We start from the raw sequence: 24,309 nt of genomic DNA, 5'->3' as shown, positions 1-24,309 counted from the left end.
GTTCGGGCCGGATGAACGGGGAGTTCTGCGGCCGGAGTTCGTCACGGAGCGGGGTGTTGGTGCCACGCTGTGTTCATGACCACAGCGCCGAGTGCCGAGTTCGTCATGGAACGACTGCTTCAGGAGGCAACGCGGGAGTTCCCCGGGTGGTCGTTCCAGCGGGATCGTTCAGGCTGGACCGCCACCCACGGGGACACCCGCCTCACCCGCCCCAGCCTGGCGGCCCTGCGCGCCCTGCTCCGGCTCCACCGCAGCACCCGCCGGGGCTGACCGAGCCATCGCAGCGGCCCGCCGGGACCTCGGCGACCCTTGAGCCTCGACTACCGGCCGGGACCTTCCGCGACTCCGGCACCTCAGCGACCGGGTCGGCCGAGCACCTTGGCGGCGAAGGAATCGATGACGGCGGCGACCTCACCGGGGGCCTTGGCGTGGGCGGAGTGCCCCTGCCCGCGCATCACCACCCGCTCCACCCGCGGCATCACCCGCTCCAGCGCGTCGAGCCGCTCCCCGAGATGCGCCGGACTGCGATCACCGCCGAGCAGCACGGTGGGCACCTCGATCCCCGAGTAGGCGTCGAGCCGCACGCCGAGCGAGTCCATGCCCACGTTGTCCTCGATCTGCGACGGAACGAGCGCCCGCATCCTCGGCACCACCGTCACGAACACCCCGGCCAGTAACGCCACCCACGCGGGAACCCGCACGGAACGCCGCAGGAAAACCCTCAGCGCCTTCCCCGGCCGACCGGCCGCGATCGCCGCCCGAGCCCGCGCGTGCACCTCACCGTGCGGCCCGCCGAGCGGCGCCCCGATCACGGTGGGCGGCTCGTACAGGACCGCCCCCGCGAACGCCGACGGGCCGGCCACCAGGGCCTCCAGCGCGATCACGGCACCCGAGGAATGCCCGACGAGCACCATCGGCCCGCCACCCAGCGCCGCCACCACGGCCAGGACGTGCTCGACCTCCTGAGCGACCGTGCAGGAGGCGCCGTCGAGATCGAGCCGGTACCGCCGCCGGTGCAGCCGCACGACCCGGTAGCCCGCGGCGAGCCGCGCGGCCACCTCCCGCCAGGACGAGCCGTCGTCGAGGCCGGGATGGAGAACGAGAACGATCGGCCCCTGCCCCTCATCGACAGCCCGCGCCTCGGTCCCGTCGGCCGTCATCACGCTGATCATCAGCCACCCCCTTAGCGTCGCTAAGGCAAATTTAGCACCGCTAAGGCCGCACGACTACTGGGTGCCGTATCGCCTCGCGTCGTGGGCGTTGCCTGGTGCCGGCCGGTGGCGGCGGATGGCCTCACCTACCGGCCGCGACCGGCTCGGCGTCGGGGCTGGCAGCCGGTGCGGCGGCGCTGCGCAGTGGGACCTGGCGGATGAACAGGGCCAGGATGACGCCGACGGCGGTCACCGCCGCGCCCCAGGTGAACAGGGTGGTGATGCCGTCGGTGACGGCTTGCTGGAACAGGTGCCGGGCTGCCTCGGGCAGGGCACGCAGCGCTTGCGGGGTCATCGAGACGGCGGAGGCGGCCACGCCCTGCCCGGCCGGCCCGGCGGCTGCCAGGGAGTCGGCCAGTTGGCTGGTGTAGACGGCGCCGAGCAGGGAGACGCCGAGCGAGCTGCCCATGTTGCGCAGGAAGGTCGACACCCCGGTGCCTGCGCCCATGTCGCGCAGGTCGAGGCTGTTCTGGGCGATGAGAGTGCTGGTCTGCATCAGCGCGCCCATGCCGGCGCCGAGGACCACCATGTAGAGGGCCGTCATCGTGGTGGTGGTGTCGAGGCCCACGGTGGCGAACAGTGCCAGGCCGACGGTGACGAGGATGGAGCCGATGATGGGCAGCGATTTGTAGTGCCCGGTCTTGCTGATCAGTGAGCCACCGGCCAGGCTGACGATCATCGCGGCGATCATCATGGGCATGAGCAGCAGGCCGCTGTTGGTGGCCGAGGAGCCCTGGACGAACTGCTGGAACTGCGGCAGGAAGCCCGTGGCGCCGAACATGGCGAAACCCGAGATGAAGGCGACGGCGCCGGCGAGGGAGAAGTTGCGGCTCTTGAAGACTCGCAGCGGCATGATCGGCTCGGCTGCCCGCCGCTGGACGATCACGAAGGCGACGAACCCGGCCACTGCCAGCGCCGCCAGGCCAAGGATCTGCGGCGAGCTCCAGTCATACTGGGTGCCGCCCCAGCTGGTGATGAGCACCAGTGCGGTGATCCACACTGTCAGCAGCGCGGTGCCCCACCAGTCGATCACGGCCTTGCCGGTGCCCTTGGGCAGCTTGGCCAGGGTGATCCAGCACAGGACCAGGGTGACGGCGCCGAGCGGCAGGTTGACGTAGAAGGCCCAGCGCCAGCTCAGGTTATCGGTGATGAAGCCGCCGATGAGCGGGCCACCGATCATCGCCACCGGCATGGCGGCCATCATCACGCCCTGGTACTTGCTGCGGTCCCGCGGCGGGATCATCTCACCGATGATCGACAGCACGCCGACCATCAGGCCGCCCGCTCCCAGGCCCTGCAGCGCGCGGAAGCCGATCAGCTGCGCCATGTCCTGTGACATCCCGCACAAGACCGAGCCGAGCAGGAAGAGCGCCACGGCGGCGACGAAGACGATACGCCGGCCGTACAGGTCGCCGAGCTTGCCCCAGATCGGCGTGGCCACGGTGGAGGCCAGGACGTAGCCGGTGGTCACCCACGCCAGGTGGTTCAGGCCGCCCAGATCACCGACGATGGTCGGCAGCGCAGGGGCGACGATCATGTTGTCCAGCATCGCCAGCATCATGGCGATGACCAGGCCGCTCATGGTCACGAGGATCTGGCGATGACTGAACCCCAGTCCGGCCTGCTGCCCCGCCGCCGGGGGACTCGTCGCGCTGTCTCCTGCCATCATTGCGCTCCCATCGATGCAATAGAACTTACCGGTCGGTCGGCAAGCTTACTTGCTAACCGGCCGGTAAGCAATTGCACGACTGTCCTCCTCGCCGGCATCTGACGCGGCACTGGGGTCATTGCCCGCCGAGGTCGCCCATCCGGGCCCGCATGTCGGCTGCGGTGTTCTCGTGCGGGAACGGCTCGTCGGGAACCGGGAGGTCGAGTGCGGCGCACAAGGGCTGCCAGCCGTCGGCCGGCTGCCATTCCAGCAGCCGGTGCGCCGGCACGGTGGCGCGGACCTCAGCGAGGTGCCGCTCGTAGGCCGCGATGACCTTGTCGCGGTCGTGGGGGTCGCCGAACGCGCCGCCGAACAGGGCCCGGATCATCTCCTCCATGGCGCGGGCCTGCTCCGGGGTGCCACCGGCGTCCATCGGCGGCCGCGCGCCGGCGAAGTCGCCGCGCGTCAGGCGGCGCGCCCCTTCCAGCACCGTCCGGTCCATGCTCTGGTACCAGCGCTCGGCACTTTCCCGCCGGGACAGCAGCACCAGCGCGTCCGGGAACTCGGCGGACAACTCCCGCCAGAACCACGACATCGGCCAGTCCACCCCGGTGGCGTATCCTGCGAGGAACCGCTGCCAGTCAGGCATGACACCCGCGCAGGCGTCGCGCCAGACCGCGGCGTCGTCCGGCCGCCCGAACAGGTCCCGCATGTGGTAGCAGGGCGCCCCGAGCAGCCGTTCCAACGCCGCCTTCAGCGAAGTCGTCCCCGTACGCGGAAATCCCGCTCCCACAACTCGCAAACTCATGCCAGCCCTTCCTTCCTCGATCACGGCGACCCCAGTCACCTCCGGCTGGGCCAGGTCATCAAACACCCATGCTCCGCCCCGGAGGTGGTTGCCTACCGGCCGGCTAGCAAGCTACTTGCCGACCGGCCGGTAAGCAAGGTGTAGACTTTCCGGAGAGCTGAGCCTGGGAGCAAGAAGAGCGATGTCAAAGACGGAACAGGCCACGGCCCCGCGGCGCAAGGGCAGCCAGACGCGGGGTGAGATCCAGCAGGCCGCGCTGTCGCTGTTCACCGAGCGCGGCTACGACGCCACCTCGATGCGCGAGATCGCCGAACAGATCGGCATCACCAAGGCGGCGCTCTACTACCATTTCGACAGCAAAGAGGCGATCATCCTCAGCCTCTTCCAAGACAACATGCGCGCCCTCGACGACCTCCTGGACTGGGCCGCAGGCCAGGCGCTCACTCCGGAGCTGTCCTCCGAATTCCTGGGCCGCTGGATCGCCCTGAGCGGCGGACGGGGACTGCGGGTCATGCGGTTCGCCGCCGCCAACCATGCCACCCTGCGCAAGGTGATGCCACTACGGGACGGCGGCCCGCTGGAACGGATAGGCAGGGCCACACAGCTCCTCCTCGGCCCCGACGCGCCGCTGACCGACCGGCTGCGCGTCCGGATGGCCCTGCTCAGTGTGCACAACGCCGTGCTGGCCGCCCAGGGCACCGAAGCCACGGACGACGACATCCTCGCCATCGCCACGCAAGCGGCGACGCTGCTGGTCGGCGATCTGTTCCCGGCGCCGCGGCTCCCCGTCCCCGAGTAGGCACGCAGGACGTGGCGACCGGTTGTTCGATCTCTGGCGCCACTCCGACGACCCGCACGCCCGCCTGCCTCGCTCTTCGGGCGTGAAGTCGTCGAACAATGCCGCCGCCGATCGTGACGGTCCGAGCTCACCCGCGTGGGAAGCGCCCGTGCTGCGTGAAGTACTGCCAGGAGACGTTGGTCAACGGCACCCCTACTGCTCGTCCGGTGGTGAATCCTCCGCGGTTCGCAGGTGTGCCGCGTCCTGGTACGCCCGGATCACGGCGGCGATCATGGCGAGCAGCGCGACGGCGGGCGCGACGAGCCAGCCGATCTCCCCGGAGACGTACCAGGCGGGAATCAGCTGCGCGGCAGCCAGGTAGACCCAGAAGCCGGGCGTTCCGGGGACTCTCAAAACCGGCTCTCCCATACGTACCAGGGACCCCGGATATGCGTGTATCCGGTGTGGGACTCGTCCGGCGGCTCACCGCCGGGGCTCCACGCGAAGCCATAGCGGTCGAGGAACCCGGTGTCGCTCACCAGGAAACGAGCCCCGCCCTCGATCCGCTCGATCGACGTCAACGGGTAGAGCCCCGCCCATTGGTCGTCGTGCCCGCCGGCCTCGTCCCCCGAGGCGACCGTCCGGGCGAGCTGCTCCAGGCTCGCCTCCGAGAACGCAAACCGGGCGGCGAAAGGCAGGTCGGTATACACCAGGCCGACCACGGCCACCCCGATGACCGGCGCGCACGCCCAGCGCAGCCAGTGCCGTCGCAGCCCGGCGCGGCCGTCCGAACGCAGCAGGCCCACCAGGAACCGGGCGGTCCAGACGACGACCGTGGCGAGCCCCAGCAGCAAGCCCGTCAACACCAGCGGGAAGGGACCGCCGCCCGGCAGGCTCCAGTGGTTCAGGATGATCAGCGCGAGCAGGACGACCAGGGGAAGCAGCACCTTGCCAGGCGGACCGATCAGGATCCGGGTGAGCTCCGGTAACGGAGGTTGCGCGGTGGCATCGTCGGACACGCCGCGAGCGTATCGCGGCGTGCCCGCTACAACGTGGGAGAAGCTACTGGCCCGGGTGGAAACGCACAGCCTGGGCGAGTCCGCCGCCAGGCGCCAGGCGCCCGACCTTTGACCGGTGCATAGGACCAAAGACCCAGTGCCGTCGTCCTCGCGAAGGAGCCGCCGGTCCATACCTGCGCCCGATTCACAGTCGTCCGGAGGCCGTTGAAGATCAGAGCATGCGAAGACTCACCGCATTGTTGTTAGGACTCATCTCGCCGCTCGCCTTACTCACGCCGGTCTCGGCCGCCACCACGCGGGCCACGCAGCCACGGGACACGATCTCGTGGGCGCCGTGTCCGGAAGAGCCGGCCGTCGAGTGCGGAACGCTCACCGTGCCCATCGACTGGAACCAGCCGTCGAGCGGCACGTTCGAGGTGGGTGTGGCGCGCCGCAAGGCCACCGATCCCGCCGCCAGGATCGGCGCGCTCGTGCTGGGAGCGGGCGGCCCCGGAGGATCCGGGGTGAGGCTGGTCTTCGGCAGCCCGTACACGTTCAGTCCCGAGATCCTGCGCCGCTTCGACATCGTCGGCCTCGACCCGCGGGGCACCAACCGCAGCCACCCCGTGGTCTGCTCCACGGACGTGATGATGCAGGCCCCGGATCCGCTCCTGAAGAGCCAGGCCGACTTCGACAGGATGCTGGCCTACAACGACCGCCTGCGTGCCGACTGCCGGGCCCGTACCGGCCCGCTCTTCGACCACGTCGACTCGCTCAGCACCGCGGCCGACCTCGACGCCTTCCGCGCCGCGCTCGGCGAGGAGAAGCTGACCTTCTGGGGCGGCTCCTACGGCACCCTCCTCGGCCAGTTGTACGCCGAGCGTTACCCGTCGCGGGTCCGCGCCTTCGTGCTCGACAGCACGATGGACCACAGCCTGGGCACGCGGGGTTTCATGGACACGGAGACCTGGGGCGCGCAGGACGCCTTCAACGAGTTCGTGGCCTGGTGCGACCGCGACAGCCGGTGCGTCCAGCACGGCAAGGACGTCAGGTCGATCTGGAAGGGGCTGCTGGAGCGCGCCGACCGCGGCGAACTGCCCGTCCCGGGAGAGCCGGACACCAAGGTGACCGCGTTCATGCTGATCCGCGAGGCCCTGGGCGCCTTCTACGATCCAGCCAACTGGCAGCCGCTTTCCCAGCTGCTCGCCGATCTGGAGGCCGGTGAGACCCCGCGCCCGGGCGCGTTCCCCTTGGCGATCGACCGGACGCAGGAGGTCAGCCCCAACCCGTTCCAGGTCTTCTGCCTGGACTTCCGGCTGCCCGTACGCGACTACCGGGAGTTCAGCAAGCACCTGCGCCGCCTGGCGAAGATCGCGCCCGATATGCGTTACAGCCCGCTGGCGATCGGTCCGGTCATCTCGTGCCTCGGCCAGCCGGACCCGATCCCCAACCCGCAGCACCGCCTGAAGGTGCGGACGAACACGCCGCTGCTGGTCCTCAACTCCCTGCACGACCCGGCCACCGTCTATCCGTGGGCGCTCAGCACGACCCAGCAGCTGGGCCGGTCGGGCCGGCTGCTCACGTACGAGGGCTGGGGCCACATCGCCTACGGGCGTGGAGCCTGCACCACGGGGGCCGTCGACACCTACCTGATCTCGCGGACCCTCCCGGCGCCGGGGACCCGTTGCCCGGCTGTCCCACCCGCCGAGGTCCAGACGTTCAGGGAGCCCGTCTCCCCGCTGCCCGGAACGCCTGGCTGGATGGGCCTCTTCAAATGATCTTCGGGTGATCTCGTGATGAGGGGTGGCTCGTGCGCGTACGAGCCACCCCTCTGTCGACTGTCACGCAGAGCAGGGAACGCCAATGGGGAACCGCCGGCGGCGGCTGAGCACTATTGGTCGGCGACCTGGTGGTAAGAAAGCTCGTAGAGGTGCCCGCCTTTGATCAGGATCGAAATCTCCACCGGTCGCTGGAAGTCGCTGTAGATGACCCGGAACTGCCGGAAAACCGGTACATCGGCCGGCAGGTCCAGGCCCTCTACTTCGTTCACGGTGGGTTGCCGGACAGAGATGCGATCATCGAAATGCCGCTCGGGAAACCCAAGGTCCGCCAGGACCCGCGGTGCGCCACCGCGGATCTTCTTGCGGCTTGCCAGGGGACTCCCACCAGCGATGTCCACGGGATAGAACGACCACGAGAGCTCAACGGGCTCGCCGTCATGCAGCAACAGCCGATGACGCATGATGACGCTGCCACCGGGAGACATCGCGAATGCCGCGGCGACATCGTTGGGCGGCTCCACCTCGCCGACGTCGAGCAGTTCGTAGCTGTAGCCACGCGGGCCCGGGGACTTGTACGGGGTGGCTTCGACAACGAATTGCCGTCCCTCTCGGACGAACACCCCTTTACCAGCATGGCCGCGTACGAATCCCTCGTCCTTCAGTGATTGAAGGGCGCGTTGAATCGTCGCGTTGGCCGCCCCGAAACGCGCGACCATCTGGGGTGTCGAAGGAAGTTGCTCGCCCGGCTTCAGTGCGCCGGACATGATCTCGGCTCGCAGCTCCGCGGCGATCTGCTGATGACGAGGACGTGGGTCCGGGCGCCTTGCCAAGGGTCAGATCTCCTCGTTAATGATCATTCTGTAGCGTAGCTCACGCCCGTCGGCGACCATCGTCATGACGGTGGCCTCGATCGGCATTCCAGTGTCCGTGCGCAACACTCTAGTGAGGACCATCACCCAGTCTTCCGGGTGGATATCAAGCGCATCCTGTTCAGGCTTGGTCGAAGGACGGGCCGTTACCGACTCCTCAGCGCTATGGGGCCGGTAACCCAGTTCGGCCAGCGCGGTGAGGGCCCCACCTGGAATCTTGCGCTCTTCGGCCAGCCGCGTGCCGCGGGCGATCGACGCCGGATAATAGGAGTCGGCCAACTCCGTCGGCCGGTCGTCGAGGAGCACCAGCCTCCGCCGGATGACCGCCGCCCCCTCGGGACCAAGGTCGAGCGCATCAGCCACTTCGCGGGGAGGGCTCGCCTCTTCCACGGCTCGCAGACGGTTCGTACCGACGTGACCATGCGCGGCCGCTTCCTCCGTCCAGGCATCCGCTTCGCCGGGCCGCCGCGGCCTTACGTAAGGGGTGGAGACGCTGGCCCAGCCTGGGTCTGGCATGTGCTCCTCCATCGAGACGAAAAGGACCACCAGCACGCCACTATCCGGTTCGTACGTGGCGCCTGGATCAAAGCGTACTCAGGTCAGCGTCAACTCTACCTTGCCGCCTTTCGGGAATGGCATTAAGGTTGTCCTGGGCGACCAAGGCTTGGATCCCAGGGACGGGCACGGTTTCAGCACTGAACGGCCCCTGATCAGGAATCGAGGTCCACGCAGTGATGGCTTGTCTTTACCGCACCGGCAGGCAGGCGACCGGAAGGGTGGGGCGATGACGGGCACCGAGCAGGACGGCGTCGTTCCTCCGGTGGGTCAGAACATGCGTCAGGTCGTCGCGCAGGCGGCGCTCCTACAGGACTGGGCAGGTCGCCAGCTTTCGACCTTGAGAAGCACCTATCCAGCATGGGACATCGGACGCGAGCGTGATGTGTCCGGTCAGATGTGGTGGACCGCCAGGCTGCGCCAGCAGCTCAGCCTCGACATGGTGGCGGCTGGGGTGCTGCAGACCGTCCAGCAGCCGGACGCCATTGCGCTCGCGGCAGCACTGGCCTGGCAGACGGCCTTCTTGCAATACGCCCGGGCCCGCGTCGCACCACGGTGAGCATGCTGGTTCGAAGAGTCCAAAGCCAAAGATCCAGCCTTGCGCAAGGAAGCCATCTCGCGGCCTCATAGGTCCGGCAAGAAGAGATCCGAACGGACTCTATGGGTCTGAGCCCGGACGCCATGAGCCGGCGCGGCGGTGCTTCCCTTCGACCGGTCCCACCGCCGCGCCACAAGATCTCCCGCAGCCCTCCGGAGTGCTGCCGGAGGCCCCGCCTGTCCGGGTCGGGCGGTGCCACTCTTCTGCCGCCGCGTGACGGGCATAGCCTGCGGAATCGCACCTTTGGCGTCGACGAACCGCGCTCGGGCGACAGGGCAGCCTTGGGCGATAGCGCGGCCGAAGGCCGCCCGAGGGAGGGCAGCCCGAGCGTCAGCGAGGACCGCTCGGGGTGGGCTCCAGGAGGCCCACCCGGTAATCGGGCAACGGGCGGGCGAGGCGCCGCGAGGCGCGGGGGTTGCGCCGCCAGGCGCCCAAATGGGGACGCCTGAGCCCCGAGCGCGAAGCGCTCCCGGCGAAGACCTTTGGCCCGGGGCGGGGTCCAGCGGGCCCACCCGGTGACCGGGCAACGGGTGGGTGGAGCCGCGCGACCTACAGCGTGGGGAGGAAGCCGACCTTGTCACGAACTTCGGCCATGGTCTGCTTGGCCACCGCCGCGGCGCGCTCGGCGCCGATGGCGAGCAGGCGGTCGAGCTCGGCCTCGTCCGACAGCAGCTTCTCCGTACGCTCCCTGATGGGCGTGAACGTGTCCGCCACCGCCTCCGCCACGTCCTTCTTGAACGTGCCGTAGCCCTGTCCCTCGTAGCGGGCCACGAGGTCGGGGATGGGGGTGCCGGTCAGGGCCGACTGGATGCGGAGCAGGTTGGAGATGCCCGGCTTGTTCTCCTCGTCGAACAGCACCTCGGAGCCCGTGTCCGTGACCGCCCGCATGACCTTCTTGCGCAGCGGGCCGGGCTGCTCCAGGACGTCGAGGATGCCGGCGGGGCTCGAGGAGGACTTCGACATCTTCGCCGTGGGGTCCTGGAGGTCGGTGATCTTCTCGACCTCCTTGAGGATGTACGGCTCGGGCAGCGTGAACGTGTCGCCGAAGCGGTGGTTGAAGCGCTGGCCCAGGTCGCGGGTGAGCTCCAGGTGCTGCTTCTGGTCGGCGCCCACCGGGACCCGGTTGGCCTGGTAGAGCAGGATGTCGGCGGCCTGCAGGATCGGGTAGGTGAAGAGGCCGACGCTGGCCGCGCTCTCCCCGAACTTGGCCGACTTGTCCTTGAACTGGGTCATCCGGCCCGCCTCGCCCATGCCGGTGAGGCAGATCAGGATCCAGGCGAGCTCGGTGTGCTCACGTACGTGCGACTGCACGAAGACCGTGGACTGCTCCGGGTCGAGGCCCGCGGCGAAGAGCTGGGCGGCGGCGACGCGAGTGCGGCGGCGCAGCGCGGCGGGCTCGGTCGGCACGGTGATCGCGTGGAGATCGACCACGCAGTAGAAGGCGTCGTGGGTCTCCTGCAGAGCAACCCACTGACGGACGGCACCCAGGTAGTTGCCCAGGTGGAAGGAGTCCGCTGTGGGCTGGATGCCGGAGAGTACACGAGGTCTGGCCATAGCACGCAATTGTGTCAGGAATCTTGCTCGGGCGGCGACTCGACCGCCGGGCCGCGTTTCACTCTCACCCTGGCGATACGGCGCCCGTCCAGCTCTGTGACAGTCATCTCAAAACCCGATATTTCCACCTTTTCCCCCACGACCGGCACATGCCCCAGCATCGCCATGACAAATCCGGCAAGCGTCTCATAAGGGCCGTCCGGCAATCGGATGCCGGTCTCGGTGGCGAAGTCGTTGAGGTTCGTGAGGCCGTCGATCTCGATCTCACCGGCGGGCAGGACCACGACGTCCTCCTCCTCGTCGTACTCGTCCCTGATGTCCCCGATCAGCTCCTCGACCAGGTCCTCCAGGGTCACGATGCCCGCCGTGCCGCCGTACTCGTCCACCACGATCGCCAGGTGCTGGCCCTCGTCGCGCATCTCGTTCAACGTGCTGAGCAGCCGCTTCGAGGCAGGCACGAACTTGGCCGCGCGGATCGGCACCACCGCGCTGATCGGCTCGGTCCGCCCGTTGAGCTCGGGGTCCAGCAGGTCCCGTACGTGTACGAACCCGATGACCTCGTCGTACGTCTCCCGATAGACGGGGAAGCGCGAGTGCGGCAGCCCCGCCGCGAGGCGGGCCGCCTCGTCCAGCGGCGTCTCGGCGTCCATGAACTCGACCTCGGTACGCGGCAGCATCACCTCCCTGAGCTGCCGTTTCCCGGCCGCGAACACCTCGCCGATCAGCTTGCGCTCGTCGGCGGTGAGGTCGGTGTGCCCGACCACCATGTCACGCAGTTCCTCGGTGGTGACCTCTTCGCGGTCGGCCTCCGGATTGCCGCCGAGCAGCCGGACCACGAGGTCGGTGGACTTCGACAACATCCAGATGATCGGCCGCGACAGGGACGCGATCCGGTCGAGGAACGGCGCCACGTACAGCGACAGCCCCTCGGCCCGCTGCAGCGCCAGGCGCTTGGGCGCCAGCTCGCCGAGCACGAGCGACACGTACGAGATCGCCAGCGTCACCAGCACGAGGCCGAGCACGGGGGCCACGGCCTTGGGCACCTGCCACTGCTCCAGCACGGGCACGAGCTGCGCGGCCAGCCGGTCGGCGCCGAACGCGGCCGACAGCATGGTGGCGACGGTGACGCCGATCTGGACGGCGGACAGGAAGCGGTTGGGGTCATGGGCGAGTTTGGCCACCCGCTCGCCGCGGCGGCCCCGCTGGGAGAGCTTGCGGACCTGGCTTTCCCGGAGGGAGACCATGGCGATTTCGGCGGCGGCGAAGAACCCCCCGATCAGGATGAACACCAGAACCAGGGCGATGTTGGCCGCGAGGGTGTCAAACATGGTGGTTGGCAGCGTACTCGGCGGCCTTCGCGCGTATGCTGGGCGGCGAGCCGTACAAAATCCAACATATTTGAACAGGAGTACACATGAGACTATTGGTCACCGGGGGTGCCGGATACGTCGGCAGTGTCGTGGCGGCGCAGCTCATCGAGGCAGGGCACGAGGTGACCGTACTCGACGACCTGTCAACCGGGCATCAGGACGCGGTGCCGGAAGGTGCCCGATTTGTCCAAAAAAGCATCACCGAGGCACATGACGTGCTCGACGGCATGGACGCGGTGCTGCACTTCGCGGCCAAGTCGCTGGTGGGCGAGTCGGTGGAGAAGCCGGGCCTCTACTGGGCGCACAACCTCGGCGGCACGCTGGCCCTGCTCGACGCCATGCGGGACAAGGGGGTGAGCAGGATCGTGTTCTCCTCGACCGCGGCCACGTACGGGGAGCCCGAGCGCTCCCCCATCGAGGAGGACGACCCCACGCGCCCGACCAACCCCTACGGCGCCTCCAAGCTGGCCGTCGACACCGCGCTGAGCGCGTTCGCGGCGATCCGCGGGCTGGGCGCGGTGAGCCTGCGCTACTTCAACGTGGCCGGCGCCTACGGCCGCTACCGCGAGCGGCACACGATCGAGACCCACCTCATCCCGAACGTCCTGAAGGTCGCGACCGGCGAACGCGAGTCCGTGAGCGTCTTCGGCACCGACTACCCGACGCCCGACGGCACCTGCGTGCGCGACTACGTTCACGTGTCCGACCTGTCGCGGGCGCATCTGCTGGCGCTGGACGCCGTCACGCCGGGCGAGCACAAGATCTACAACCTGGGCAGCGGCACCGGCTTCACCGTCCAGGAGGTGATCTCGGTCTGCCGCGAGGCCACCGGGCACGAGATCCCGGCCGTGGTCGCGGACCGGCGCCCCGGCGATCCCGCCGTGCTGGTCGCCTCGTCCGCCAGGATCCAGCGGGAGCTCGGCTGGAAGGCCGAACGACCCGCGCTGCGTGACATCGTTTCTGACGCGTGGGACGCGCTTTCCGCAAATGCGTGATGTGGCACCGGAAAATGTGCTGTGATACCGAAATGTGAGGAACTTTTCACCAAGGGTCACGAAGCTGCTCTTCGGTGTCCTCATCGTGACGGGTAGTCTCCTGGCCGCCGCCGGCGTGATCTTCGCCACCCCGCCGGCCGTCCCCGCCGTGCAGCCCGTGTTCTGTCCGCCCTGAAGCCCCCCGCCTCGCGCGGGGGGCCGGGCCGGTCGTCAGATGAGGCCGAGTTCCTTGACCGCGTCGCGCTCCTCCACCAGCTCGCGCACGCTGGCGTCGATCCGGTCGCGGGAGAACGCGTCGATCTCGAGCCCCTGGATGATCTCGAACTTGCCGTTCGCCGCACGCACGGGGAACGACGAGATGAGCCCCTCGGGCACGCCGTAGGAGCCGTCGGAGACGACGGCCGCGGAGGTCCACTCGGTGCCGTTGACCCAGTCGTAGACGTGGTCGATCGCCGCGTTGGCGGCCGAGGCGGCCGAGGAGGCGCCGCGGGCCTCGATGATGGCGGCGCCGCGCTTGGCCACCGTCGGGATGAACGTCTCGCGCAGCCACTCGCCGTCGACCTGCTCGGCCGCGATCTTGCCGCCCACCTCGGCGTGGAACAGGTCGGGGTACTGCGTCGCGGAGTGGTTGCCCCAGATCGTCATCTTCTTGATCTCGGTGACCGGCACCTGGAGCTTGGCGGCCAGCTGGGACAGCGCGCGGTTGTGGTCGAGCCGGGTCATCGCGGTGAAGCGGTCGGCGGGCACGTCGGGCGCGTTCTGCTGGGCGATGAGCGCGTTGGTGTTGGCCGGGTTGCCCACGACCAGGACCTTGATGTCGTCGGCGGCGTGGTCGTTGATCGCCTTGCCCTGGGGGCCGAAGATGCCGCCGTTGGCGCCGAGCAGGTCGCCGCGCTCCATGCCGGCCCTGCGCGGCATGGCGCCGACCAGCAGCGCGACGTTGGCCCCGGCGAAGGCGACGTTGGGGTCATCGGTGATCTCGATGCCGGACAGCAGCGGGAACGCGCAGTCGTCGAGCTCCATCGCGGTGCCCTCGGCCGCCTTCACCGCCGCCGGGATCTCCAGCAGGCTGAGCTTGACCGGGACGTCGGCGCCGAGCAGCTGGCCCGACGCGATGCGGAACAGCAGTGCGTAACCGATCTGACCGGCGGCTCCGGTGACGGTTACCTTGACGGGCCCGTTGGCTGACGACGCCATGGCCTTCCCCTCACTCGCAGGATATTCGTTGACTTTGGGATGCTACCTGCTCGTCATCCACAGCTTTCCATCGCGGGCACCTTCAGCTCCGGATCGAATTCGACCTTGGCGAAGTACTTGCTCAGAAGCTGCTTCATGAAGCCCGTGCGATAGAGGTCGGCGATGACCGCCTTCACCGCCTTGCAGGTCTTCACGTCGCCGTTCTTGATGCCGACGGCGTACCGCTCGTTGTTGAGCTTGGCGCCGACGATCTTGTAGCGCATGTTCTCGCGGGCGGCGAACCCGGCCAGGATCAGGTCGTCGCCGGGGATCGCGTCCACCTTGCCGTCGCGGAGCAGCTGCATGCAGACGGCGTAGTCGCCGGCCGAGACCGGCTCGACCTTCACCTTCTGCTGCACCTCGCCGACGGACGGGCTGTCGGGCGCGCAGAGCTTCTTGCCCTCCAGGTCGTCCACGGAGTCGATGCCGCTGCCCGCGCGGACGAGGACGTCGTGGTGCGCCACGTAGTACGGCCCCGCGAACTGGGTCTCGGACCGGTCGACGGAGTAGGTGGCCACGACCAGGTCGACGCTGCCTTCGGCCAGCGCGTCGGCCCGGTCGCCCCTGCTGACCTTGACGAGCGCGGTGTCCTTCGCTCCTAACTCGGCGGCGATGCGCTTGGCGACCTCGACGTCGAAGCCCTGGAAGTCGTCGCCGTCCTGCAGCGCGACGCCGGGCAGGTCGCCCTTGACGCCGATCACGATCTTCCCGGTCTGCGCCACTTTGTCGACCACGGTGGCGAACGCGGTCGAGGGAGCCTTCTGCTCGGCCGTCTCCGTGGGCTCGGGCCCCTCGCGGAACGCGAGCGGCCAGCCGCCGTTCATCGCGAGCGCGATGGCGGCGGCGGCGAGCAGGACGACGGCGGTGCCCACCGCGAACCACACCCTCGCGCGGCGCGACCGCCCTGGGAGGGAGGGCTCGGTCACCGGGTACGGCACCCTGTCCCCCTCCGGCGGCACCGTCGCGGGAGGCGCAGCCGTGGCGGAAGGCGCAGCCGCAGGCGGTGCCGTCGCGGACGGGGCCGTCGCGGGTTGCGGCCGGGGCAGGTCCGTGATCGACCCCGCCGACACCCTGTTGAACGGCGTCGTGTCGTCGCTGGCCACCTGCACGCCCCGGGTGAGCACCGCAGTGGACGCCCCCACCGTGGACGGCTGCCCGAGCAGCCGCAGCAGGATCTGGTCGGCGGACGGCCGGTCGGCCGGGGACTTGGACAGCGCGGAGCTCACCACGCCGCGCAGCGGCTCCGGCATCATGCCGACGTCGACCTCGTGGTTGAGGATCCGGTTGAGCACCACGGCGATGGACTTGCCCTCGAACGCGGGCGTCCCCGTGGCCGCGAACGCGATGGTGGCGCCCCAGGAGAACACGTCCGTGTAGGGCCCGACGTCGTCGCCCGCGATCTGCTCGGGCGCCATGTAGGCGGGGGTGCCGATGGCCCGGCTGGTGATCGTGCCGGTGGAGTCGATGATCCGGGCGATGCCGAAGTCCACCACGCGCGGCCCGTCGGCGGCGATCAGCACGTTGTCGGGCTTGAAGTCCCGGTGGACGATCGAGGCGTGGTGGATCGCGGTGAGCGCGGTCGCCGTGCCGATGGCCAGCCGGTCGAGCACCGTGCCGGTGAGCGGCCCGTCGGTCTCGATGATGTCCCTGAGCGCCCGGCCGTCGATGTACTCGCTGGCGATGTACGGCGTGTTGCCGTCGAGATCGGCCTCCATCACCCTGGCCGTGCAGAACGACGCCACCCGCTTGGCCGCCTTCAGCTCCCTGGCGAAGCGCGACCTGGCGATCGTGTCACCGGTGAACTTGACGTGCAGCAGCTTGATGGCCGCCTGCTCCCCGTTGTCGTTGACGCCCAGGTAAACGATGCCCTGACCGCCTTCCCCGATCCGTCCGGACAGCCGGAAGGACCCCAGCTGTGTGGGATCGCCGGCGACCAGCGGCGAGATTTGCGGCATTCGTCATCCCCACGTGTGCTAACCCCAACGACGCAAACTTTACGACGTTCAGCAACTCCTCAGGGATCCGTTAAGCGTTCGTGACGTCACGGTTTTACCGGCGTGGAGTTGCGCGCGCGGGCCGTCGAGGGGAGGCTCGGGATCATGGAGCGCCCCTACGACATCGTACTTTTCGGAGCGAGCGGCTTCACCGGCGCGCTCACGGCCGCCTACCTCGCGCAGGCCGCCGGACCCGGCACACGGTGGGCGCTGGCCGGGCGCGACCGCGCCAAGCTGGAGCGGCTGGGGCTCGACGTACCGATCCTGCTCGCCGACGCCACGGACCCCGCCTCTGTGGCCGCGCTCGCCCGTCAGACGCGCGTCCTGGCCACGACGGTCGGCCCTTATGTGGCGTACGGAGAGCCGCTGGTGGCCGCGTGCGCCGACGCCGGCACCCATTACCTGGATCTGACGGGCGAGCCCGAGTTCGTGGACCTGGTCTACGTGCGCTACCACGACCGGGCGGCCAGGAGCGGCGCCAAGCTCGTGCACGCCTGCGGCTTCGACTCCATCCCGTACGACCTGGGCGTGCTCCACACCGTCACCCACCTCCCCGAGGGCGTCCCGCTCAGGGTGAGCGGCTTCCTGCGGGCGAGGATGGCCCCGTCGGGCGGCACCCTGGCCACGATGATGTCCATCCTCGGCCGCGCCCGCCAGACGGTCCAGCAGGGCACGCAGCGCCGCTCCGCCGAGCCCCGGCCCAGCGGCCGCAGGGTGAGCTCGCTGCCCGGCGGCGTCCGCTACGTGGGCGGCTGGGCGCTCCCGATGCCGAGCCTCGACCCGTTCGTGGTCGGCTACTCGGCCCGCCTCCTCGACCGCTACGGCCCCGACTTCACCTACCGCCAGCACTACGCCGTCCGCACCCTTCCCGAGGCCCTGGCCACCGTGACGGCCGCCGGCGCCTTCGCCGCACTCGCCCAGATCCCGCCCGTACGCGGCTGGATCCAGGACCGGCTGAAGCCCGGCGAGGGCCCGTCGGCCGAGCGCCGCGCCCGGAACTGGTTCAAGGTCACGTTCCTGGGCGAGGGCGGGGGCGAGCGCGTGGTCACGGAGGTCGCGGGCGGGGACCCGGGCTACGGCGCGACGGCCAGGATGTTCGCGGAGTCGGCCCTCTGCCTCGCCTTCGACGACCTCCCGGACCGCGCCGGCCAGCTCACGACGGCCTCGGCCATGGGCCGGCCGCTCATCGACCGCCTGCGCGCGGCGGACATCTCCTTCGTCAGGAAGCGTTGACGCGGCAAGCGGACTCGACCGAGAGGGTGTGCCAGGGTTCCTCGGACTGCGCCTCGGCGGTGGTGCGGCCCCACCACTGCTCCACCTCCACCACGAGGGGGACATCCTCCGACAGGGCGGCCCGGCAGTCGGTGACACCGAGGACGAGGGCCAGCGTCATCCGCGTGCGGGGCGGGATCGAGCGGGGAAAGGCACCGCTACCGTCGAGGGTCACCGATCGGAGCGCGAGACCGGCCGAGCGCACGCCCACCGCCGTGACCGTCGTGGGCAGCCAGCCTTCGTTGACGACCTCCAGGCCGATCAGCACCTCGACGTGCCGCCGACCCGCCTCATCCTGGGACGTCGTGCCGGAGCCACCGCTCGCGTCGTACGACAGGCGGGGGACGATCGCTCCGCTCATCCAGGTGGCCCCGGCGGCGAGCACCGCGATCGCGGCCAGGACCCAGCGTCCGTAGGCGAACCGGCGCACCATGCCCGTCCTTGGGTCCAGGCGCACCCAGACTTCATCGGAAATCACTCGAGCCCCCTTTTTGGCGATTCCGCATTCTGCTACTTTTCCGGGCGTGGCGAAAGACGACTCTTGTTGCTGACCGGCTTTCTGGTCTTCCTGTTATTGGCGATACCGATGGTCGCCGCGGCCGCCAACTCACCCCTGCACCGCGTGGAGGCGGACCGATTCGGACACCGCCAAATGGTGGACGTCACCGCGTTCAACGGCCCTCACATACTGCGATATCTCCAGGTGACGCGGCGATACCGGTGGATGGGCACCAGCGCGGGACTGGCCACGGGTGTTTTCAGCGCATCATCCGGATCAATGTTTCTGGCTCCTTACTTCGTGCTGATCGGCTGGCTCCTCGGAGTCATGGCCGGTGAAATCGCATTCGGCCGCCCGCGGGGCCCAATTCGGCGCGCGCCAGGAATACGACTCGTCCCGCCGCAGCTCACCGCGACCTGGCTGATCTGCGCCGCCCTCTCCTGCGGGGTCGCCTTCAGCACGGTCGAACGGTCCCTCTCCGCGGAGACCACCGTCGGCCCTCGACTCGGCGCCGCGGCCGCGCTTGCCGTGGTGGCCGGCGTCCAGTTCATGGTCAGCGGCCTGCACCGGCGGGCGCTGCTCCCGGGGCCGGCTGACCTCGTGGGCGGGGAACTGGCCACGCGGTCCCATGCCGCCCGCTCAAGGCGCTCCCCGTGCGGCAGAAGGGCGGCACGGTCAGCGAGATGTTCGGCGCCCAGATCCCGCTGTTCTCCCTCGACGGCCGCCACCTGCTCATCCAGCGCGACCACCTGGACAAGGACGACGAGACCGTGCTGGAGAACCCGATGATCGTGGACCTCGGCACCGGCGCCGTCCGTCACCTGCCCGCCGTCGGGCAGGTCGTCGGCTGGACGTCCGCGGGGCTCATGACCAAGACGACCCGTCGCACGAACAGCCTGCCCGGGCACACCACGTCGGCCTCGTTCACCGTCTGGTCGGCCAAGGGCAAGGTGGTCGGACGCTTCACGCTGCCCGGCAACCTGGCGGCTGGCGCCATGCCGTCGCCGTCCGGGCGCGCGACGGCCACACTCGCCCGCGAGATCACGCCGGACGGCGTCGTCGGGCACGGCATCGTGCTCACCGACACGTCAACCGGCAGGCCGGCGCGGACCGTCGCGCCGGGGCTGCCGGCGGGCTGGCAGGCCACGAGCGTCCTGCGCTGGGACGGCGAGGACGCCGTCGTCGTGCGGACCTCCGGACCTCGTGCCGAGATTGCCTACCACGTCGTGGACCTCGCCACCGGGGCGGCGCGGCGACTCGACGTACGCATGAGTGACGTGGCCGACCTTTTCCTGCAGCCCGCCGAACTGGGAGTGGTCCTCGGGAAGGTCCGTCAGTAGGGCAGCCCCCACTTGGAGAAGGTCTTGCGCAGGTACGGGTTCTTGAACTTCGGATACGCCACGGTCCGCACGTCCCCGTCCGAGGTGTAGCGCATGTCCGGGTTGTTCTTGAGCCAGTCCAGCCACGCCTCCGAGCAGAACTGCTTGCAGTCGCCCTTCTTCTCCATGACCTTGATCCGCGGGATCCCCGGCGGTTCGAACGCCTTGCTGAACGGCGCCGGCGCGGGCGTGTAACCGGCCAGGAACGCGCCCAGGTGGTTGTAGGCCTTGCCGTGCATGGCCCACTCCTTGGTGCTCGGCTGGTTGCCGTACGGCAGGGCGATCGTGGTGGGGTGGACGCCGGAGAGGGAGGCGATCTGCTGGGCGATCGTGCTGATCTGCTCGTCGACCTCCTGGTGCGAGCGTCCGCGCAGGTTGATGTGGTCGCGGGTGTGGTTGCCGATCTCGAAACCGTTGTCCTTGAGCCAGCCCAGCATCTGGGCCTGCTCCTCGCGTACGGTCTTGCCGAACATGTCGCGGGTCACGTAGAAGGTGGCCTTCGCCGGGAAGCCCGGGTTCTTGGCCGCCACGTCCTTGAGGATGGCGACGGCGGTGTTCGGGGCGGGGACGCCTACCTCGTTGAGCGTCAGCTGCGACGGCGACGAGTCGTCGAAGGTCAGCACCACCGGGTGCTTGCCCGCCGGAATGTCGATCTTCCCGGCCACCATCTCGGCGGCGGTGATCGGCACGTACCCCTCCCTGGCCAGCCGCTCCAGATCCGCGCGGAACTGCTGCGGCGTCCTGTCGTCCGTCGAGCCCGGTTTGTCGATCACCCGGTGGAACATCAGCACCGGGATCTGCCCCAGCTCGTTCGCCTTGACCTCGGCGGCGCGCTTGGCCTTGGCAGCCTGGGTCGCCTTGAGCTTGGCGGCGGCGTCGACCTTGGTGTCGGCCATCTTGACGGTGGTGGGCTGCGAGTCGCAGCCGCTCAGGAGGGCGGCGGCGGCCAACAGCCCCACTCCACTGAAAATACGCAGTCGCATCCGAACCCCCCGAGACGCGCACGACTGTTACGAGGTGGCTCTTACCCAGCTGATCAACTGCGCCACGCCGCGTCACTGTCAAGAGATGGTCTGGGAAGCGGACAAGCGAAAGGGCCGCCCGCGGGCGGCCCCTTAAGCTGAAACGATCAAATTGCCATCTTCTTCTTGAGGTTCTCGTCCAGTGCGCCCAGGAAGTCCTGGGTGGTGAGCCACTTGGCGTCGCCGCCGACCAGGAGCGCCAGGTCCTTGGTCATCTGGCCGCCCTCGACGGTCTCGACGCAGACCTCTTCCAGCTTGTTGGCGAAGTCGGTCACGGCGGGGGTGTTGTCGAGCTTGCCCCGGTGGGCCAGGCCGCGCGTCCACGCGAAGATCGAGGCGATGGGGTTGGTGGAGGTGGGGTTGCCCTTCTGGTGCTCGCGGTAGTGGCGAGTCACGGTGCCGTGCGCGGCCTCGGCCTCGACGGTCCTGCCGTCGGGGGTCATCAGGACCGAGGTCATCAGGCCGAGGGAGCCGAAGCCCTGCGCCACAGTGTCGGACTGCACGTCGCCGTCGTAGTTCTTCGCGGCCCAGACGTAGCCGCCCTCCCACTTCATCGCCGCGGCGACCATGTCGTCGATGAGGCGGTGCTCGTACGTGAGACCGGCCTTCTCGAAGTCGGCCTTGAACTCGCTCTCGTAGACCTCGGCGAAGATGTCCTTGAAGCGGCCGTCGTATGCCTTGAGGATCGTGTTCTTCGTCGACAGGTAGACCGGGTAGTTGCGGGCCAGGCCGTAGCGCATCGAGGCGCGGGCGAAGTCGCGGATCGACTCGTCCAGGTTGTACATCGCCAGCGCGACGCCGCTGCCGGGGAAGTCGTACACGTCGAGCTCGATCGGCTCGGAGCCGTCCTTCGGCGTGTACGTCAGGGTCAGCGTGCCCTCGCCGGGGATCTTCAGGTCGGTGGCGCGGTACTGGTCACCGAAGGCGTGACGGCCGACGACGATCGGCTTGGTCCAGCCGGGGACGAGGCGCGGCACGTTCGACATGATGATCGGCTCGCGGAAGATCACGCCGCCGAGGATGTTGCGGATGGTCCCGTTGGGGGACTTCCACATCTTCTTGAGACCGAACTCCTCGACCCGCGCCTCGTCCGGGGTGATGGTGGCGCATTTCACACCGACGCCGTACTTCTTGATGGCGTTTGCGGCGTCGATGGTGACCTGGTCGTCCGTCTCGTCCCGGTACTGGATACCGAGGTCGTAGTACTTCAGGTCGACGTCGAGGTAGGGAAGGATCAGCTGGTCCTTGATGAACTGCCAGATGATCCGGGTCATCTCGTCGCCGTCAAGCTCGACGACAGGACCCTCCACCTTGATCTTGGGCATGCGAATGGTTCCCCTTCAATGTTTTGATGCGTTGAGGCTATCGGACCGTCCGGTCATCAGGCGAAAAGGGACAGTATCAACGCTTTGAGCTCGTTGTTGTAGAGCAGGAGCGAGGTCAGGACCAGCACGAACCCGAACCCGGCCAGCGTGATGACGTCAACCTTCTTGCTGCGGATGGACAGCTGCCCACCGTAACCGGCGAAGCGGAGGGCGGCGGCGATCATGATGACGGCGCCCAGCGCGAACCCGCCCCAGCGCGGGTTCACGAAAAAGATCACGAGTACGCCGACGACCGCACCCGCCAGAATCAGCGGGTACGGCCCCCAGCTCTCACGCTTGGTCCCGTGGCTCAACGTTCCTCTAGTGGCTTCCACTTCTGATCGGTCTCACCGATGTACTCACTGTCAGGCCGGATCAGCCTATTGTCTGCGTGCTGCTCTATGACATGGGCAGTCCAGCCAGACATTCGGCTGATCGAGAAGACCGGCGTGAAGAGGTCCGTCGGGATCCCGAGATAGTGGTAGACCGAAGCCGCGTAGAAGTCGACGTTGGGGTAGAGGCCCTTCGTCTCGAAGACGACCTCCTCCATCTCCTTGGACATCCGGTAGTAGGTGTCGTCGCCGCCGGCCTCGGCCAGTTCGGCGGACATCTTGCGCAGATGGGTCGCGCGCGGGTCCTCGGTCTTGTAGACGCGGTGCCCGAAGCCCATGATCTTCTCGTGGGCCGCCAGCTTGTCACGTACGACCTGGGCCACCTGGCCCGGAGGGATCGACTCCAGCAGCTTCATGACCTGCTCGTTCGCCCCGCCGTGCAGCGGGCCCTTGAGGGTGCCGATGGCGGCGACGATCGCGGAGTGCATGTCCGAGAGGGTCGCGGCGCAGACGCGGGCGGCGAACGTGGAGGCGTTCATGGTGTGGTCGGCGTGCAGCACCAGGCACTCGTCGAAGATCTCGACCGCCCGGGGGTCGGGGACGCGGCCGGTGACCTCGTGCAGGAAGTTCGCGGCGATGCTGAGCGACGGGTCGGGCTCGGGAACGCTTCCGCCGGTGCGGGCGGCGTGGTAGCGGGCGACCAGCAGCGGTTGCTGCGCGGTCAGCCGGGCCGCCTTGCGCAGGTTGGCGTCGGGGGAGATGGAGTCCTTGTCCGCGTCGTCGGCGCCGGCCAGCGAGACCAGGCTGCGCAGCGCCTCCATCGGTTTCTGCTTCTCGGCGATCTCGGCGATGTTCGCGGAAGCCAGGGCGCCCAGCTCCCGGCCCTGCGCCAGCTCGTCGACGTACGCGTCGAGCTCGGACCGGTTGGGCAGCTTGCCACGCTGAAGCAGGTGTGCGGTCTCCTCGAACGTCGCGCGACCGGCCAGGTCGTGGATGTCGTATCCACGGTAGAAGAGCCGGCCGGCCTTTCCGTCAATGTCGCTCAGCGCTGTGGACGCGGCAACGACATCGGCCAGGCCTTTCGTGGGCTTGTCCGCCATGAGTGTTTCCTCCGCTTATCTTCGTCCGAAGTCTACCCGTGAGCAGGCAAAACCGGCCTCAAAGGTCCAGACCAATTTCACGCCGGATTCTCCTTTCGGCAAAGGCGATTCCGCATCCCCTCGTTTGGGTAAGCCGGAGCTGTAGTAATAGTTACGGCGGGCTACCTGGGGAGGAACTGCCGTGCCCAGGTGGAGGCGTGCCGTTCATACGCTGCCTCACAAGGGGAGGAACCGCCAGTGGAGGGGCCGTTCATACGCATCGAGGACACTGGCGAGGTGGTCCCGTTGCGCCCCGAGATCACGACGGTCGGGAGAGGCCGGGGGGTCGACATCCGGCTCACCGATCCCAGTGTGTCTCGACTCCATGCCGAGTTCGTCAGACGAGGACCCTACCTGTACGTCGTCGACCTGGGGCTGTCCAGGAACGGCACGCGGGTGAACGGCAGGCCGATCGCCCGGAGGGTCCTTGACGACGGCGACGTGGTCTCCTTCGGCGCGGCGCGCGGTCGCATCGGTGGAGTCCCCCGAGAGGACTTCACCCCGGAGGTCGAGCTGCGCAGAGCGGCGGCGCCCGAGCTGACCAGGCGCGAGGTCGACGTGCTGACCTCGCTCTGCAGGCCGGCGCTGTCGGACGAGGCGTTCGTCGCCCCGGCGACCGCGCGCGAGATCGCCGACGACCTGGTCGTGACCGAGGCCGCGGTCAAGCAGCATCTGCTGCGGCTCTACCAGAAGTTCAGGATCCCCGAGGGCACCAACCGGCGCACGCGCCTGGCCAATGAGGTCGTCGCGCTCGGTCTGGTCCGTCCGACCCCCGTGGTGCCACCACAGCGGTCGACGGGCACCCCCGCCGAGCAGCCGTCGGCGGCTGGGCGAAGGGCTTCTTGACGACGGTTCTTGGGGCCTGATCGCGACCGGGGCTTCGGCGAGGGGTTCCGGCAGCGTCGGA

24 protein-coding genes are annotated in these 24,309 nt (G+C 68.8%); 8 read left to right on the top strand and 16 right to left on the bottom strand.

Features of this window, described 5'->3' with window-relative positions; translation table 11 throughout:
* Positions 1-75: 75 nt before the first annotated feature.
* On the top strand, positions 76-270 hold the full coding sequence (locus AB0J87_RS02590; RefSeq protein ID WP_363962315.1) for a hypothetical protein: 195 nt from the start codon (positions 76-78) through the stop codon (positions 268-270).
* A gap of 83 nt (positions 271-353) precedes the next feature.
* Here the strand turns inward: AB0J87_RS02590 and AB0J87_RS02585 are convergent, their stop codons facing one another.
* The 3 genes from AB0J87_RS02585 to AB0J87_RS02575 all read right to left on the bottom strand — a co-directional run bounded on the left by AB0J87_RS02585 (position 354) and on the right by AB0J87_RS02575 (position 3,667).
* Positions 354-1,172: an alpha/beta hydrolase gene (locus tag AB0J87_RS02585; protein ID WP_363962314.1), complete on the bottom strand. Its 819-nt coding sequence runs from the start codon at positions 1,170-1,172 to the stop codon at positions 354-356.
* 121 nt (positions 1,173-1,293) lie between these two features.
* A complete protein-coding gene (locus tag AB0J87_RS02580; RefSeq protein ID WP_363963091.1) occupies positions 1,294-2,877 on the bottom strand; it encodes an MDR family MFS transporter in 1,584 nt (527 codons plus the stop codon).
* Between the two features lie 118 nt (positions 2,878-2,995).
* Entirely contained in the window at positions 2,996-3,667 is a 672-nt protein-coding gene (locus AB0J87_RS02575; protein WP_363962313.1) for a sulfotransferase family protein, read from the bottom strand.
* A gap of 181 nt (positions 3,668-3,848) precedes the next feature.
* Here AB0J87_RS02575 and AB0J87_RS02570 point away from each other — a divergent pair, with 181 nt between their 5' ends.
* Complete coding sequence (locus AB0J87_RS02570) at positions 3,849-4,466, top strand: helix-turn-helix domain-containing protein (protein WP_363962312.1); 618 nt, start codon at positions 3,849-3,851, stop codon at positions 4,464-4,466.
* Between the two features lie 192 nt (positions 4,467-4,658).
* On the opposite strand, the gene AB0J87_RS02565 is transcribed toward AB0J87_RS02570, so the two are convergent.
* Both AB0J87_RS02565 and AB0J87_RS02560 read right to left on the bottom strand, forming a co-directional pair.
* A complete protein-coding gene (locus AB0J87_RS02565) occupies positions 4,659-4,859 on the bottom strand; it encodes a hypothetical protein (protein WP_363962311.1) in 201 nt (66 codons plus the stop codon).
* On the bottom strand, positions 4,856-5,464 hold the full coding sequence (locus AB0J87_RS02560; RefSeq protein WP_363962310.1) for a hypothetical protein: 609 nt from the start codon (positions 5,462-5,464) through the stop codon (positions 4,856-4,858). Before AB0J87_RS02560 ends, AB0J87_RS02565 begins: the two co-directional genes overlap by 4 nt.
* A gap of 218 nt (positions 5,465-5,682) precedes the next feature.
* On the opposite strand from AB0J87_RS02560, the gene AB0J87_RS02555 reads away from it, so the two are divergent.
* The gene (locus AB0J87_RS02555; protein WP_363962309.1) at positions 5,683-7,221 is read left to right on the top strand and encodes an alpha/beta hydrolase; all 1,539 of its coding nucleotides are present in this window, start codon (positions 5,683-5,685) and stop codon (positions 7,219-7,221) included.
* Between the two features lie 113 nt (positions 7,222-7,334).
* Here AB0J87_RS02555 and AB0J87_RS02550 read toward each other — a convergent pair whose 3' ends face one another.
* Together AB0J87_RS02550 and AB0J87_RS02545 are read right to left on the bottom strand one after the other, a co-directional pair.
* Complete coding sequence (locus tag AB0J87_RS02550; RefSeq protein WP_363962308.1) at positions 7,335-8,054, bottom strand: GntR family transcriptional regulator; 720 nt, start codon at positions 8,052-8,054, stop codon at positions 7,335-7,337.
* A 3-nt stretch (positions 8,055-8,057) separates the two neighbouring features.
* On the bottom strand, positions 8,058-8,645 hold the full coding sequence (locus AB0J87_RS02545) for a UTRA domain-containing protein (protein ID WP_363962307.1): 588 nt from the start codon (positions 8,643-8,645) through the stop codon (positions 8,058-8,060).
* A 232-nt stretch (positions 8,646-8,877) separates the two neighbouring features.
* Here AB0J87_RS02545 and AB0J87_RS02540 point away from each other — a divergent pair, with 232 nt between their 5' ends.
* The gene (locus tag AB0J87_RS02540) at positions 8,878-9,207 is read left to right on the top strand and encodes a hypothetical protein (protein ID WP_363962306.1); all 330 of its coding nucleotides are present in this window, start codon (positions 8,878-8,880) and stop codon (positions 9,205-9,207) included.
* A gap of 588 nt (positions 9,208-9,795) precedes the next feature.
* Here AB0J87_RS02540 and trpS read toward each other — a convergent pair.
* Both trpS and AB0J87_RS02530 read right to left on the bottom strand, forming a co-directional pair.
* Positions 9,796-10,800, bottom strand: a complete 1,005-nt coding sequence (gene trpS, locus AB0J87_RS02535) for a tryptophan--tRNA ligase (protein WP_350731256.1) — start codon at positions 10,798-10,800, stop codon at positions 9,796-9,798.
* Between the two features lie 14 nt (positions 10,801-10,814).
* Positions 10,815-12,128: a hemolysin family protein gene (locus AB0J87_RS02530; RefSeq protein ID WP_363962305.1), complete on the bottom strand. Its 1,314-nt coding sequence runs from the start codon at positions 12,126-12,128 to the stop codon at positions 10,815-10,817.
* Between the two features lie 86 nt (positions 12,129-12,214).
* Between AB0J87_RS02530 and galE the strand changes: the two genes are divergently transcribed.
* Positions 12,215-13,165 carry a UDP-glucose 4-epimerase GalE gene (galE, locus tag AB0J87_RS02525; RefSeq protein WP_363962304.1) on the top strand — a complete coding sequence of 317 codons (951 nt, stop codon included), beginning with the start codon at positions 12,215-12,217 and terminating at the stop codon, positions 13,163-13,165.
* 210 nt (positions 13,166-13,375) lie between these two features.
* Here the strand turns inward: galE and AB0J87_RS02520 are convergent, their stop codons facing one another.
* A complete protein-coding gene (locus AB0J87_RS02520; protein ID WP_363962303.1) occupies positions 13,376-14,362 on the bottom strand; it encodes a malate dehydrogenase in 987 nt (328 codons plus the stop codon).
* 53 nt (positions 14,363-14,415) lie between these two features.
* Positions 14,416-16,356 carry a serine/threonine-protein kinase gene (locus tag AB0J87_RS02515; protein ID WP_363962302.1) on the bottom strand — a complete coding sequence of 647 codons (1,941 nt, stop codon included), beginning with the start codon at positions 16,354-16,356 and terminating at the stop codon, positions 14,416-14,418.
* A 144-nt stretch (positions 16,357-16,500) separates the two neighbouring features.
* Between AB0J87_RS02515 and AB0J87_RS02510 the strand changes: the two genes are divergently transcribed.
* Entirely contained in the window at positions 16,501-17,628 is a 1,128-nt protein-coding gene (locus AB0J87_RS02510) for a saccharopine dehydrogenase NADP-binding domain-containing protein (protein ID WP_363963089.1), read from the top strand.
* On the opposite strand, the gene AB0J87_RS02505 is transcribed toward AB0J87_RS02510, so the two are convergent.
* Complete coding sequence (locus AB0J87_RS02505; protein ID WP_363962301.1) at positions 17,615-18,145, bottom strand: hypothetical protein; 531 nt, start codon at positions 18,143-18,145, stop codon at positions 17,615-17,617. The genes AB0J87_RS02510 and AB0J87_RS02505 overlap by 14 nt on opposite strands.
* A 674-nt stretch (positions 18,146-18,819) precedes the next feature.
* On the opposite strand from AB0J87_RS02505, the gene AB0J87_RS02500 reads away from it, so the two are divergent.
* Positions 18,820-19,506, top strand: coding sequence for a hypothetical protein (locus AB0J87_RS02500; RefSeq protein WP_363962300.1), 687 nt, complete (start codon positions 18,820-18,822; stop codon positions 19,504-19,506).
* Here AB0J87_RS02500 and AB0J87_RS02495 read toward each other — a convergent pair.
* The 4 genes from AB0J87_RS02495 to AB0J87_RS02480 form a co-directional block, all read right to left on the bottom strand.
* Positions 19,500-20,504 (bottom strand): polysaccharide deacetylase family protein, encoded by a 1,005-nt coding sequence (locus tag AB0J87_RS02495; RefSeq protein ID WP_363962299.1) that lies wholly within the window; start codon positions 20,502-20,504, stop codon positions 19,500-19,502. The two genes, AB0J87_RS02500 and AB0J87_RS02495, sit on opposite strands and share 7 nt — an antisense overlap.
* Positions 20,505-20,674: 170 nt before the next feature.
* Positions 20,675-21,892: an NADP-dependent isocitrate dehydrogenase gene (locus tag AB0J87_RS02490; RefSeq protein ID WP_355190438.1), complete on the bottom strand. Its 1,218-nt coding sequence runs from the start codon at positions 21,890-21,892 to the stop codon at positions 20,675-20,677.
* Positions 21,893-21,948: 56 nt separating this feature from the next.
* Positions 21,949-22,245, bottom strand: coding sequence for a DUF3017 domain-containing protein (locus AB0J87_RS02485; protein ID WP_350731236.1), 297 nt, complete (start codon positions 22,243-22,245; stop codon positions 21,949-21,951).
* A complete protein-coding gene (locus AB0J87_RS02480) occupies positions 22,242-23,363 on the bottom strand; it encodes a citrate/2-methylcitrate synthase (protein ID WP_363962298.1) in 1,122 nt (373 codons plus the stop codon). Before AB0J87_RS02480 ends, AB0J87_RS02485 begins: the two co-directional genes overlap by 4 nt.
* A 237-nt stretch (positions 23,364-23,600) precedes the next feature.
* On the opposite strand from AB0J87_RS02480, the gene AB0J87_RS02475 reads away from it, so the two are divergent.
* Positions 23,601-24,248 carry an FHA domain-containing protein gene (locus AB0J87_RS02475; protein ID WP_192790024.1) on the top strand — a complete coding sequence of 216 codons (648 nt, stop codon included), beginning with the start codon at positions 23,601-23,603 and terminating at the stop codon, positions 24,246-24,248.
* Positions 24,249-24,309: the final 61 nt, after the last annotated feature.

The organism is Nonomuraea sp. NPDC049625, from assembly GCF_040675285.1.
Taxonomy (GTDB): domain Bacteria; phylum Actinomycetota; class Actinomycetes; order Streptosporangiales; family Streptosporangiaceae; genus Nonomuraea; species Nonomuraea angiospora_A.
The sequence above is the reverse complement of the archived record's forward strand: the minus strand, read 5'-3'. Positions and strand labels throughout refer to the sequence as shown.